The 12,024-nt window shown below is 66.7% G+C and carries 14 protein-coding genes and 1 tRNA gene; 7 read left to right on the top strand and 8 right to left on the bottom strand.

The features are described from left to right. Entirely contained in the window at positions 1-510 is a 510-nt protein-coding gene (locus ACWEFV_RS27335) for a hypothetical protein (RefSeq protein WP_450072462.1), read from the top strand. On the opposite strand, the gene ACWEFV_RS27330 is transcribed toward ACWEFV_RS27335, so the two are convergent. From ACWEFV_RS27330 to ACWEFV_RS27310, 5 genes are all read right to left on the bottom strand, one after another. Continuing rightward, a complete protein-coding gene (locus tag ACWEFV_RS27330; RefSeq protein ID WP_450072461.1) occupies positions 507-1,925 on the bottom strand; it encodes a hypothetical protein in 1,419 nt (472 codons plus the stop codon). The genes ACWEFV_RS27335 and ACWEFV_RS27330 overlap by 4 nt on opposite strands. Then, on the bottom strand, positions 1,922-2,200 hold the full coding sequence (locus tag ACWEFV_RS27325; RefSeq protein ID WP_450072460.1) for a hypothetical protein: 279 nt from the start codon (positions 2,198-2,200) through the stop codon (positions 1,922-1,924). The genes ACWEFV_RS27330 and ACWEFV_RS27325 overlap by 4 nt, the downstream gene beginning before the upstream one ends. A gap of 182 nt (positions 2,201-2,382) precedes the next feature. Then, complete coding sequence (locus tag ACWEFV_RS27320) at positions 2,383-2,979, bottom strand: hypothetical protein (RefSeq protein WP_450072459.1); 597 nt, start codon at positions 2,977-2,979, stop codon at positions 2,383-2,385. A 174-nt stretch (positions 2,980-3,153) separates the two neighbouring features. Further along, positions 3,154-3,243, bottom strand: a tRNA-Ser gene (locus ACWEFV_RS27315). A gap of 19 nt (positions 3,244-3,262) precedes the next feature. Continuing rightward, on the bottom strand, positions 3,263-3,775 hold the full coding sequence (locus ACWEFV_RS27310) for a MarR family winged helix-turn-helix transcriptional regulator (RefSeq protein ID WP_135459397.1): 513 nt from the start codon (positions 3,773-3,775) through the stop codon (positions 3,263-3,265). A gap of 67 nt (positions 3,776-3,842) precedes the next feature. Between ACWEFV_RS27310 and ACWEFV_RS27305 the strand changes: the two genes are divergently transcribed. Then, on the top strand, positions 3,843-4,820 hold the full coding sequence (locus ACWEFV_RS27305) for an NAD(P)H-quinone oxidoreductase (protein ID WP_450072458.1): 978 nt from the start codon (positions 3,843-3,845) through the stop codon (positions 4,818-4,820). Here the strand turns inward: ACWEFV_RS27305 and ACWEFV_RS27300 are convergent. After that, positions 4,817-6,013 carry a cysteine desulfurase-like protein gene (locus ACWEFV_RS27300; RefSeq protein ID WP_450072457.1) on the bottom strand — a complete coding sequence of 399 codons (1,197 nt, stop codon included), beginning with the start codon at positions 6,011-6,013 and terminating at the stop codon, positions 4,817-4,819. The genes ACWEFV_RS27305 and ACWEFV_RS27300 overlap by 4 nt on opposite strands. A gap of 124 nt (positions 6,014-6,137) precedes the next feature. On the opposite strand from ACWEFV_RS27300, the gene ACWEFV_RS27295 reads away from it, so the two are divergent. From ACWEFV_RS27295 to wzm, 5 genes are read left to right on the top strand one after another with little or no spacing between them, the layout of a single operon-like run. After that, the gene (locus ACWEFV_RS27295) at positions 6,138-8,099 is read left to right on the top strand and encodes a DUF6541 family protein (RefSeq protein ID WP_450072456.1); all 1,962 of its coding nucleotides are present in this window, start codon (positions 6,138-6,140) and stop codon (positions 8,097-8,099) included. A 35-nt stretch (positions 8,100-8,134) separates the two neighbouring features. Continuing rightward, positions 8,135-8,650, top strand: coding sequence for a bacterial proteasome activator family protein (locus tag ACWEFV_RS27290; RefSeq protein ID WP_450072455.1), 516 nt, complete (start codon positions 8,135-8,137; stop codon positions 8,648-8,650). 6 nt (positions 8,651-8,656) lie between these two features. Continuing rightward, positions 8,657-9,454: a galactan export ABC transporter ATP-binding subunit Wzt/RfbE gene (wzt, locus tag ACWEFV_RS27285; protein WP_450072454.1), complete on the top strand. Its 798-nt coding sequence runs from the start codon at positions 8,657-8,659 to the stop codon at positions 9,452-9,454. Then, positions 9,444-10,340 carry a galactofuranosyltransferase GlfT1 gene (gene glfT1 / locus ACWEFV_RS27280; RefSeq protein WP_450072453.1) on the top strand — a complete coding sequence of 299 codons (897 nt, stop codon included), beginning with the start codon at positions 9,444-9,446 and terminating at the stop codon, positions 10,338-10,340. The genes wzt and glfT1 overlap by 11 nt, the downstream gene beginning before the upstream one ends. Then, positions 10,337-11,167 carry a galactan export ABC transporter permease subunit Wzm/RfbD gene (gene wzm / locus ACWEFV_RS27275; protein WP_135459404.1) on the top strand — a complete coding sequence of 277 codons (831 nt, stop codon included), beginning with the start codon at positions 10,337-10,339 and terminating at the stop codon, positions 11,165-11,167. The genes glfT1 and wzm overlap by 4 nt, the downstream gene beginning before the upstream one ends. Before the next feature lie 3 nt (positions 11,168-11,170). Here wzm and ACWEFV_RS27270 read toward each other — a convergent pair whose 3' ends face one another. Then, positions 11,171-11,590 (bottom strand): pyridoxamine 5'-phosphate oxidase family protein, encoded by a 420-nt coding sequence (locus ACWEFV_RS27270; protein WP_135459405.1) that lies wholly within the window; start codon positions 11,588-11,590, stop codon positions 11,171-11,173. Positions 11,591-11,673: 83 nt separating this feature from the next. Continuing rightward, the coding region (locus ACWEFV_RS27265) for an MspA family porin (RefSeq protein WP_450072452.1) at positions 11,674-12,024 on the bottom strand (351 nt) is incomplete at its 5' end.

The following is a 12,024-nucleotide window of genomic DNA, read 5'->3' as shown; positions in this document are numbered from 1 at the left end:
ATGGGAGTCCCGACCCACGTGATGGTGTTCACCAGCGGCAGCGCCTCGGAGAAGGACGGTGGATCCAGCCGTCTGCAGTTTGTCAGCCCGCTGCGCCGGCTGAACGGCACTGAGCGCTGGTTCCTGCTGCTCTACCCGCTTCCACCCGGGAAGACCTACGACGATGTCCGCAAGGCGGCCACCGAGCAGTTCATCCAGGCGGCTGGAAGCGCCGACGCGATGCTGCTGGACATCCGCAAGCCCGGCGGCGACCAGTGGGGCGCGAAGTGGGTCCGCTACATCATCGGGCATGAGCACGAGGGAAATCCGCCGCTCGACGTTCCGATCGAGTTGCCCAGGGCGCCTGAGATGATCAGCCGCCCAGAGGTGTTCGAAGCCGAAGAAGCGGGGGACATCTTCTTCACCTACTACAAGACCGGCGACATCCCACCCGGCTACGTGCTGCGGCCCGTCGAGGGCTACACAGCCAATGGAGACCTCATCGACCTGCGGGACGGCGCTCGGCGCTAAGCCATGCTGTCGGGGTCGTACACGTTGCCGCCACGCTGCCGCTGCTGCTCCAGCAGCTGCTGACCGAGAACCCTCATCGCGGGGTCGTCGCTGTCGATGAGTTGTTGCGGCGTGAGATGCGTACCCCAACCCGGGAAGTGAGGAGTCGGTGTCGGCTCAGTCGGCACAGTCCCCTCAGCCTGCACACCACCGAATCCGCCAGCGCCGCGGTCGGTGAGACCCGGCGGGAGGGACGGTCCCGAAACCTTCGCCTCGGCGCCACCTGACTCGGTTCCGCTTGGCTCTGCGGTCGAATCGGCGGGCTCCTCGTCCCATCCCTCAGGCGGATGCGCCACGTCGGTACCCACGATCCTGATTTCGCGTCCGTCAACGACAGCCGTCGCGGGACTCTCCCGGGAGACCTCCTTGTCGAACCGCTTCTGGCCGGGCGTCCGGTCCACGTCCTCGTGGCTCTTGGCCTCGATGCCGACGTACTCGTCTGGGTTGTCGGTGGGCTCCAGAGCGTCGTAGTAGCGGTGCTGGGGCTTGCCGGTCTTCGGATTCTTCACATCCGGATGGGTCGCCCTCACCTGCCGCCGATCCAGCGTGATGCCCGTTTCTCTCTCGCGCTCGTCAAGGGCAGCCTTCTCGGCATCCTTGCCATCTTCGGCGTTCTCGTCGCGGTAGGTGCCGTCGTTGTTCCGGTTGGGATAGTCCTCGTTCTGGCCCTTCGGATCTTTCTCGACAGGGGTGTCGGCGTCTCCGGTCTCGGCGTCCGTATCGGGATCGTCCGCGTCTCCGGTTCCCGTGTCATCGCGGGTGTCGGTCTCGGTCTCGGGATCCTCGGTCTCGTGGTCGACGAACCGAACGGTGCCGTCGCGCCCGTCGCCCTCGCCGTCGAACCGGATGCCCTCTAGATCAGCGGCTTTCGCTTCCAGCCGGTCACCCACGAGCTTGTCGGCCTGCACCAGCTGCTGCGCGGCCCAGCGGATGTCTTCGGCGTGCTCGTTCGCTGCGGTCTGTCTCGCATTCGCGTCAGCGGAGTCGACTTCGCGTGTGTCGGTCAGCGACAGGTCTTCGGCAACACGGAACCCGTCGGCCTCGGCTGTGGTGATCGCTTCCAGGGCATCGCTCAGGGCGGCCTTGATGTCGTAGCTGCAGTTCTCAGCCAGCGTGGCGGCCTCGCGTAGGAGACTGCTCTGGCGGCCGACCACCGCGGTATCTGCGGTAACCCTGTCGAGTGCGGCGTCCTTGGCGTTGCCCTCCCATGTGGTTCCGCCGGGCGAGGAGATGTTGGCGCGGTGCTCGTCGAAGGCGTTCTCGGACCCAGCGGCCGCGCTGCGCCAGGTCGTGGCTGCGGCGGACAGGTGCGAGGTGCTCCACTCTTCGATCGCGCTACGGGTCGGCAGGGCAGCGGGCTCGGCCGCAGGGCTCACACGGACACCGTGGTGATGGCGCCGGCAGCTTCTCCGTCGCTGGTGTCATACCGGGCGCCGCTCACCGACATGTTGGCGGCCTGACCGGTGATCCGGTTGGACTGGCGCTGCCGCACCGAGGAGAGCGCCGCATTCATCGCGGCCACACCCGCGCCGCTGGGCTGTGTCGAGCGCGGAGTGTCGAAGGAGCCGCCGGTCAGCCCCGATGCGATGCCGTCACTGCCGGCAGCCGCGACCCGCAGGCCGCCCGCATCGACTTCCAATCCGTTTGCCATGCCAATCCCCCAACCGGCCGATACATCTCGGTCGTGAGCCTAACTCAGGATTTGCACCTGCATCGACGCCTGTTCAGCGGCGGCGGACTCAGCGCCTCCGATGTCCCTGCCGGTCCGGTGCCCACCGCCGCAGTCGGATCCGGTTCGCAGGCACCTGCGTGGTGTCCCGCAGACACTCCAAGTCAGTCCGCCCATTCCGGGCAGTCCTTGTCCGGCGGGTCGGAAGGGCTTCGGCACCTCTGAATGGTCACGTTCGCCGAACCGTAACCGGGTCGGTCTTCTTGTCCGAACGGTGCTCGACCGACGTGGACCAAGCCCTTCAACCAGTCGCCGCCGACGAACTTGAGCGAGTAGTTGCTCTCAGGATCAGGGATCTTGGGGGTGAAGACCATCTTGGCGACGCAATACAGCCCGTCATCAGCCTCGGGCACAACGGAGCCGCGGTATACGACCGGCCGCCGCACGACGACGGCCGTGGCTGTCGACCAGACAGCGCCCCCGTCGGTGTCACCGCGTAGCTGGACCCGCGCACCGTTGATGATGCCGGCGTTGTCGGATCGTCCGGAGCAGGTGCCGTCGGGGTGGATGTCGAAGGAGTCCGCCAACGCCAGGGTCACGTTGACCGTGCTGTCCACCGGCGGACCTGCCGGCCGCTGCTGAGCCTGATGCGAAGTAGGGGTCGGGATCGGTTGCTGCGTTGTCGTCGTGGGGGTGGGCGACGCGCAGCCGGTAAGCACGGCTCCGGCTGCGACGATGAGCGCGGACCGCAACGGGGCCATTCGTGGACGGTACCGCCGATGGAACCGTTCCGGATGCTCGTGCGTCTAAACCGTCGTGGATGAGTTCGCAGAGGATCTGCGGGGCCGCAGTTGCCGACCGCCGTGGAGGAGTACCTGACCGCCGAGCGGCAGTGGTTCCGAGCTCCGCGGGCGAAACTCGGAAACCACCACTGATGGCGGTGGCGGAGGGATTTGAACCCCCGGACGGTGTTAGCCGTCTCTCGCTTTCAAGGCGAGTGCATTAGGCCGCTCTGCCACGCCACCGCCGACAAGAGTACGGGTTTCACACCCGGCCGATGTGGGCGGGCGGCGCTCCGTTCTTCAACGCGACGCTGATGCGGCGACAGTTCTCCCCCATCGCCGCGATCTGCGGACGCGAGAGCCTGCCGAGAAAGTGCGACCGGACACCCTGCCCGTAGGTCACCATCGCCTCACGAACAGCAGCCCTGCCCTCTTCGGTGATCGTGGCGACCACCCCGCGCCCGTCGTCGGGACTGGCACACCTGGTCACCAGGTTCTGGACTTCCAGCCGCCGGATCTGCCGGGTCACCCGGCTGGGCAGTGACATCAGCCGTTCGGCCAAGTCACCCATCCGGGCCGACCCGGTCGATGACTTGTCCAAGATGTCGAGCAGGCGCACATCGTTGAGAGTCAGGTGATGTGCGTCCACCAGCGACCGGTTCAAGGTCGCATACATTCGCAAAGCCGAGTCGAGGTAGTTCTGCCATGACCTCTGCTCGGCGATGTCCAGGCCCGGCATGTCACCCGCCGTGCGCCCCGCAATCATCCCCGCCATGGGCGCAATCGTAAGGGACGTCAGTATTGCTGCGCTTGGGAAACAGCATGCTTGTAGCGTTGAAATAATGCATGCAGTTGCCGCCCCCGTTAACGGTCATCTGACCTGGGCAAACGTCGCTGATATCGAACCAGCAAACGAAGAAATTCTGATCCGGGTTCACGCCGCGGGTGTCAATCGCGCCGACTTGCTTCAGGCTGCGGGCAAGTATCCGCCCCCGCCAGGCGCCAGTGAGGTCATCGGATTGGAGGTGTCAGGCACCGTCGCCGCCCTCGGCGCAGATATTACCGACTGGTCAGTTGGGCAACCCGTGTGTGCATTGCTCGCCGGTGGCGGATACGCCGAGTACGTCGCCGTACCGGCCGCACAGGTGTTGCCATTGCCCGATGGCGTTGCTCTCAGGGAATCCGCAGGATTGCCCGAGGTGGCCTGCACGGTGTGGTCGAACCTCGTCATGACGGCGGGATTGGCGCCCGGTCAGGTCGTGCTGTTGCACGGCGGAGCCAGCGGAATCGGCACCCACGCCATTCAGGTGGCCCGCGCGCTCGGCGCCCGGGTCGCGGTGACGGCCGGCTCGGCGGACAAGCTGGCGCTGTGCCGCGAACTGGGGGCCGACATCACCATCAACTACCGCGACGAGGACTTCGTGGAGCGGATCCGGAGCGAAACCGGCGGCGCAGGGGCCGACGTGATCCTCGACATCATGGGCGCGGCCTACCTGGACCGCAACGTCGACGCCCTGGCCACCGGTGGCCGGCTGGTCATCATCGGTATGCAGGGCGGTATCAAGGCCGAACTGAACATCGCCAAGCTGCTCGGCAAGCGGGCCGGGGTCATCGCCACCTCACTGCGTCCCCGGCCGGTGCACGGGCCCGGCGGCAAGGGCGAGGTGGTGCGCGCGGTGCTCGACAATGTCTGGCCGATGATCGCCGACGGACGGGTACGTCCGATCATCGGTGCCGAACTGCCCATCCAGGAAGCCCAGCGGGCCCACGAATTGCTGGCCTCCGGTGAGGTCGCGGGGAAGATCGTGCTTACCGTCTAGCCCAGCGAGGCCAGGGCCCGCACCAGCTGATCGACCTCGGCGCCGGTCGAGTAGTGCGACAACCCGACCGTCACCGCGCCGCCGATGTCGTTGACGCCGATCACGTCGAGCACGCGCGAGCTGGCATTCGAGATCGCCAGGATGCCGTTGTCGGCCAGTCGCTGTACCACCCGCTCGGCCGGGATGTCGCGCACCACGAAGCTGAGCACCGGAATCTGCGACTCCGGCCTGCCGATCACCATCACCAACGGCAACGAGCGCAGCGAGGCCACCAGGTACTCGAACAACCGGTCCAGGTACGCGCCCGCCGACTGCATCGACACAGCCAGCCGCTCACGCCGCGAACCGCTGGCCGAATCGTCGAGGTTCGACAGGTACTCGATGCTGGCCACCACGCCACCCAGCAGTCCGTACTGGTGTACGCCCACCTCCAGCCGAGCCGGACCGGTGGCGTGCGGATCCAACGACACCGAGGCCAACGAATCGATCGTCGACGGGTCGCGGAACACCAGGGCGCCGATCGGCGGGCCGCCCCACGGCACGGCGTTGAGGGCGACCACATCGGCATCGATCTCATTGATGTCGATCAGCCGGTACGGGGCCGCCGCCGAGTGGTCGACGACGACCATGCCGCCGACCTCGTGGGTGAGCTTCGTCACCTCACCCAGGTCGGTGATGGTTCCCAGGGTCGACGAGGCCGACGAGATGGCCACCAGGCGGGTCGGCTTGTCGATCAGCCCTTCCCACTGCCAGGCCGGCAGCTCACCGGTCTCGATGTCGACCTCGGCCCACTTGACCTTGGCGCCATAGCGATTGGCGGCCCGCAACCACGGCGCGATGTTCGCCTCGTCATCCAGGCGGGTGACCACCACCTCATAGCCGAGGCCGACCCGGCTGGAGGATGCCTCGGCCAATGCGGTCAGCAACTGGGCCCGGTCCGCGCCCAGGACCACACCCCGCGGATCGGCGTTGACCAGGTCTGCCACGGCTTGGCGGGCGGCGATGAGGACGGCCGCGCTGCGGCGTGCCGATGGGTGCGGTCCGACAGCGGTGGGCATCGAGCCGCGGAAGGCGGTGGAAACCGTCGTCGCGACCGAATCGGGCACCAACATGCCGTTCTGGGCATCGAAGTGGACCCACCCATCGCCCAATGACGGGTGCAGGCCCCGCACCCGGGCGACGTCGTATGCCATGCCAGCCACCTTAGAGGGTCCGCAGATATCACAAACCGACACGATTTGGTGAGCGCCCGACCGCACGTTTGCACTTCCGAGACCATGCTCGGACCGGGTCGCCCTGGGCAGCCATACTAGTCCAGTGGGCTTCGGGTTCGGAGTGCTAATCGCACTGTTGTTGCTGGTGATCCCCGGGGCGCTGATAGCCAGGGCCGGCGGGCTGACCGTGTCGACGGCAGTTGCAGTGGGTCCAGCCTTGACCTACGGCACTGTCGCGTTGGCAATCATTCCGCTCGGGGCCATCGGCGTGCCGTGGAACGTGTGGACTGCACTGTTTGCTGTGGTCATCGTCGCCGCCATTGCGGCCGGCTTGCGGAGGGTGCTGGCCCGCTACCGTGACCGCGATGCCGAGGCCTCAGGCGCGGCGCGGCGGGCCGCCGTGGTGGTTGCGGTGGGAGTGCTGCTGGGCGCCGCGCTGATTGCTGCCGCGGCGATCGCCGGCCTGCCGCACTGGCAATCCATCCCCAGCACCTGGGATTCGGTGTGGCACGCCAACACCATCCGGTGGATCCTCGACACCGGCCAGGCCTCACCCACCCACATGGGCGAGCTGCGCAACGTCGAAACCCACGAGGCGCTCTACTACCCGTCGGCCTTCCACGCCCTGGCCGCCGTCTACTGCCAACTCACCGGTGCCGCCGCGACCACCGCGTACACCGTGAGTTCGGTCACCGCGGCGGTGTGGCTGTTCCCGGTCAGCGCCGCGGTACTGACGTGGAAGATGGTCCGCCCGCACGCCTGCGAGATGCGCACCGCCGTCGTCGCGGCCACCGCGGCAGCGCTCACCGCGTCGTTCACCGCGGTGCCCTACGTCGAATTCGATGTGGCGGCGATGCCCAACCTGGTCGCCTACGGGCTCGCGGTACCGGTGTTCGCCCTGATCGTCTCGACACCGGCACATCGCGACCGCATCGGCCTGGCCGTGCTCGCGACGGTCGGCGTCTTCTCCGTGCACCTCACCGGCGGTGTGGTGACCGTGCTGCTGGTCGGCATCTGGTGGCTGGTAGATGCGCTGTGGCACCCGGTCCGCGGCCGGCTGTCCGACTTCCTGGCGCTGGCCGCCGTCGCGGTGCCGACCCTGCTGATCATGCTTCCCCAGTTTCTCGGGGTCCTTCAGCAGGCCGACATCATCGTGGGCCACGCCTTCGTCAACCACCTCGGCAAGAAGCACTCACTGTTCTCAGCGGTCTTCCAGCACACCCGTCACCTCAACGACTTCCCCATCCAGTACGCGCTCATCGCGCTGGCCGCCATCGGCGGACTGGTCCTGCTGGTCAAGAAAATCTGGTGGCCGCTGGCGATCTGGCTGATCTTGATCACGTCGATCGTGCATTCCGGCGCACCGTTCGGCGGCCCGATCGGAGCCATCACCGGCAAGTTCAGCGACCTGTTCTACAGCGATCCGCGCCGGTTGTCGGCGGTGGTCACGATGCTCTACGCGCCGATGGCCGCGATCGGCCTATGCACGCTGGTGCTGCTCGGCGCCGCGCTGCTGCGTCGCGCCGGCGCCTCACCGGCCTGGATCCGCGCGACGGCCGCCGTCGCACTGGCCGCCACCACCGTGGGCCTGGCCTGGCACTACTTCCCCCGCCACAAGTTCCTGTTGGGCGACAAGTACGACTCGGTGATGATCGACGCCAAGGACCTCGAAGCCTTCGCCTACCTGGCCAATCTGCCCGATGCCCGCACCACGCTGATCGGTGACGCCAACACCGACGGCACCGCCTGGATGTACGCGGTCTCGGGGCTGCACCCGCTGTGGACGCACTATGACTACCCGGTGCAGCAGGGCCCGGGGTATCACCGGTTCATCTTCTGGGCCTACGCCGACGACGCGGACACCGATCCCCGCGTTGCCGAGGCAGTCGAAGCGCTCAACATCCGCTACGTGCTCACCAGCACACCGGTGGTCCGCGGGTTCGTCATGCCGGACGGACTAGTGTCGCTAGAGCACTCACGGTCGTGGGAGAAGATCTACGACAACGGTGAGGACCGCATCTACCGCTGGCACGGAGAGAACGCGGCCACCAGGGCGACGAACTGACACGACCCAGAACTGACAAGATCCAAGGGAAGGCCATGACCATCAACCCCGACGATGACAACATCGAGATCCTGGCCAGCACAGCCGACGAGACCGATGCCGAAGCTGACGGCAAGGCGCTGACAGACCTCGTCGAACAACCGGCGAAGGTCATGCGCATCGGCACCATGATCAAGCAACTGTTGGAAGAGGTGCGCGCGGCTCCGCTCGACGAAGCCAGCCGCAACCGGCTGCGCGACATCCACCGGACCAGCATCCGCGAGCTCGAGGACGGTCTGGCCCCTGAACTGCGTGAAGAACTGGAGCGGCTGACGCTCCCCTTCACCGAGGACAGCGTGCCGTCCGATGCCGAACTGCGCATCGCGCAGGCACAGTTGGTCGGCTGGTTGGAAGGCCTGTTCCACGGCATCCAGACGGCGTTGTTCGCCCAGCAGATGGCCGCCCGAGCCCAGCTCGAGCAGATGCGCCAGGGCGCTCTCCCGCCGGGCCTGCAGGTCCCGAGCGGGCAGCGCGGTGGCACCTCCCACCCCGGCACCGGCCAGTACCTGTAGGCCGCATTGTCTGATCCATATATTTCGACGCGCGAAGCTTGGGTCGAGTTCCCCATCTTCGACGCCAAGACACGCTCGCTGAAGAAGGCGTTCCTCGGTAAGGCCGGCGGCGCCATCGGGCGGAACGAGTCCAACGTCGTCGTCATCGAGGCGCTGCGCGACATCACGATGTCGCTGAAAATGGGCGACCGGGTCGGGCTGGTCGGCCACAACGGCGCGGGCAAATCCACACTGCTGCGGCTACTTTCGGGCATCTACGAGCCGACGCGGGGCTCGGCCACGGTCAGTGGCCGGGTGGCCCCGGTGTTCGACCTCGGCGTCGGGATGGACCCGGAGATCTCGGGCTTCGAGAACATCCTCATCCGCGGACTGTTCCTCGGGCAGACCCGCAAGCAGATGCTGGCCAAGGTCGACGAGATCGCGGAGTTCACCGAACTCGGCGAGTACCTGTCGATGCCGCTTCGCACCTATTCCACCGGCATGCGGGTGCGCCTGGCGATGGGCGTGGTCACCAGCATCGACCCCGAGATCCTGTTGCTCGACGAAGGCATCGGCGCCGTCGACGCGGAGTTCCTCAAGAAGGCGCAGTCTCGGCTGCAGAGTCTGGTGGAGCGGTCCGGAATCCTGGTGTTCGCAAGCCATTCCAACGAGTTCCTGGCCCGGCTGTGCAAGACGGCGATGTGGATCGACCACGGCACCGTCAAGATGACCGGCGGCATCGAAGAGGTCGTCGGCGCCTACGAGGGCCCGGACGCCGCGCGGCATGTGCGCGAGGTCCTGGAGGAAACCGCGCGTGACGCCTGAGTCTGTAATTGCGGTCATCGTGACCCACCGGCGTCCTGAACTGCTGGCCAAGTCCCTTGCCGCGGTGGTGGGACAGGACCGCAGGCCCGACCACCTGATCGTGGTCGACAACGATGACGACGACGCCGTACGCGAGCTGGTCCTCGGCCAGCCGGTGCCGGCGACCTATCTAGGATCTCGCCGAAACCTCGGCGGCGCAGGCGGTTTCGCGCTGGGCACGCTGCACGCGCTGGCCCAGGGTGCCGACTGGATCTGGCTGGCCGACGACGACGGCCGGCCCGCCGACAGCACCGTGCTGTCCACTCTGCTGGCCTGCGCCGAGCAGTACACCCTGGCCGAGGTCTCACCCATGGTGTGCAACCTCGACGATCCCGAGCGGTTGGCGTTCCCGCTGCGCCGCGGGCTGGTGTGGCGGCGGCTGGTCAGTGAATTGCGCACCGAGGGTGAGGGCGACGTCCTGCCCGGGATCGCGTCACTGTTCAACGGCGCCCTGTTCCGGGCCGCCACGGTGGAATCGGTCGGCGTGCCGGATCTGCGCCTGTTTGTCCGCGGCGACGAGGTCGAACTGCACCGCCGGCTCGTGCGCTCGGGCCTGCCGTTCGGAACCTGTTTGACCGCAAGCTATCTGCACCCGTGCGGCACCGACGAGTTCAAACCGATCCTCGGCGGCCGGATGCACACCCAGTACCCCGATGACGAGACCAAGCGGTTCTTCACGTACCGCAACCGTGGCTACCTGCTGTCCCAGCCGGGGTTGCGCAAACTCCTGCCGCAGGAGTGGGTGCGCTTCGGCTGGTACTTTCTGGTGTCCCGCCGCGACCCCGCGGGTCTGCGTGAGTGGATTCGCCTGCGGCGGTTGGGCAGACGCGAAAGGTTCCAACGATGACGTTCACTGACGCGGCGTCCGATTCCAAGACCATGGCCCGGGCCGTACGCGACCTCCGCGAGGGCTTCGGCAAACGCGAACTGTGGCTGCACCTCGGCTGGCAGGACATCAAGCAGCGCTACCGGCGCAGCGTGCTGGGCCCGTTCTGGATCACCATTGCCACCGGCACCACCGCGGTGGCCATGGGCCTGCTGTACTCGAAGCTGTTCAAGCTGCCGCTCGAGGAGCACCTGCCCTACGTAACACTCGGCCTGATCATCTGGAATCTGATCAACGCGTCGATTCTCGAGGGCTCCGAAGTGTTCATCGCCAATGAGGGCCTGATCAAACAACTTCCGACCCCTCTGTCGGTGCACGTCTACCGCTTGGTGTGGCGGCAGATGATCCTGTTCGGCCACAACATCGTGATCTTCGTGGTCATCGCGATGATCTATCCGAAACCGTGGAAATGGACTGACCTGGCGGTCATCCCGGCGCTCGGGCTGATCGTGCTCAACTGCATATGGGTGTCGATCTGTTTCGGCATCCTGGCCACCCGGTACCGCGACATCGGCCCGCTGCTGGCCTCCGTGGTGCAGTTGCTGTTCTTCATGACGCCGATCATCTGGAACGAGTCGACGCTGCGGCAACAGGGCGCCGGCTCGTGGGCCAAGATCGTCGAGCTCAACCCGCTGCTGCACTACCTGGATATCGTGCGCGCGCCGCTGCTGGGTGCCGACCAGGAGTTGCGGCACTGGCTGGTGGTGCTGGTTCTCACGGCGATCGGCTGGACGCTGGCGGCGCTGGCCATGCGCCAGTACCGCGCGCGAGTCCCCTACTGGGTCTGACGGCTACACGTCGTCGGGCACGGAGCCGAACACGAACCTGCGCCCGGAGATCTCCTTCGGCTGGATCCGCACGTAACGACGCTTCGTGGTGGCGATCCACGACAACAGCTGCCCGCGCTCGGCCTCAGCGATCTCTTCGGGAGCCTCAAGAAGCTGCGGTATGCCCCGCACGATCACACTCCACCCGCCGACAACCGTGTGATCGTCGGCCTCGAACAGCACCCGGTCGTTGAACAGGGTGCTGATCAACTTGGTGCCCTCAGCGGTCCGGAACAGCACCGTGCGGTGCTGGACGACGAAGTTGACGGGAAAGATCTCCAGCCTCGTTCCGATGGTCGAGACGAGACGGCCCAGGGTCACGCTGGACAGCAGCTGCCAGCACTCGTCCTCCCCGAGCACCGAAACCGGGCTCTGCGGCGTCATGAGGCCACCGTAGCCGCCCGAAATGGCAATCGGCGCGCCCTGCTCCTCGGAAGGAGCGGGACGCGCCGATCGGCGTCGTATGCCTAGTTCATGTTCCAGGGCTCGCCGTAGGTGGTGACGCTGTCACCGGTGGAGGCGATCAGGCGGGCGAACGGACGCAGCAGCACGCCACCGGCCGCACCGGTCACGGTGCCGTGCGCGTTGGACACCGCCACACCGCCGGCCGGACCCTTGACGTCCACCGAGAAGGTGGCCACTTCCTGGATGCCCGGGCCGTTGCCCAGATCAGCGCTGATCGACACACCCGGGAACAGGTTCGGGGTGATGACCGAGTTCAGGCCGAAGGGCGGGCCGGTGATGTCACCATCGTCGATCAGGATGTTCGGGGTGGTGTAGGAGAAGTTGATCCCGACACCCAGCGACCAGGGGAAGCC

It is taken from the genome of Mycobacterium sp. NPDC004974, assembly GCF_053600815.1.
This window is presented reverse-complemented; position numbering and strand designations above follow the sequence as displayed.

Excerpts from the sequence above, each read along its gene's own strand:
- ACWEFV_RS27335 (WP_450072462.1), top strand. The coding sequence starts at position 1 with ATGGGAGTCCCGACCCACGTGATGGTGTTCACCAGCGGCAGCGCCTCG.
- ACWEFV_RS27325 (WP_450072460.1), bottom strand. The coding sequence starts at position 2,200 with ATGGCAAACGGATTGGAAGTCGATGCGGGCGGCCTGCGGGTCGCGGCT.
- ACWEFV_RS27320 (WP_450072459.1), bottom strand. The coding sequence starts at position 2,979 with ATGGCCCCGTTGCGGTCCGCGCTCATCGTCGCAGCCGGAGCCGTGCTT.
- ACWEFV_RS27310 (WP_135459397.1), bottom strand. The coding sequence starts at position 3,775 with ATGGCGGGGATGATTGCGGGGCGCACGGCGGGTGACATGCCGGGCCTG.
- ACWEFV_RS27305 (WP_450072458.1), top strand. The coding sequence starts at position 3,843 with ATGCATGCAGTTGCCGCCCCCGTTAACGGTCATCTGACCTGGGCAAAC.
- ACWEFV_RS27300 (WP_450072457.1), bottom strand. The coding sequence starts at position 6,013 with ATGGCATACGACGTCGCCCGGGTGCGGGGCCTGCACCCGTCATTGGGC.
- ACWEFV_RS27290 (WP_450072455.1), top strand. The coding sequence starts at position 8,135 with ATGACCATCAACCCCGACGATGACAACATCGAGATCCTGGCCAGCACA.
- wzm (WP_135459404.1), top strand. The coding sequence starts at position 10,337 with ATGACGTTCACTGACGCGGCGTCCGATTCCAAGACCATGGCCCGGGCC.
- ACWEFV_RS27270 (WP_135459405.1), bottom strand. The coding sequence starts at position 11,590 with ATGACGCCGCAGAGCCCGGTTTCGGTGCTCGGGGAGGACGAGTGCTGG.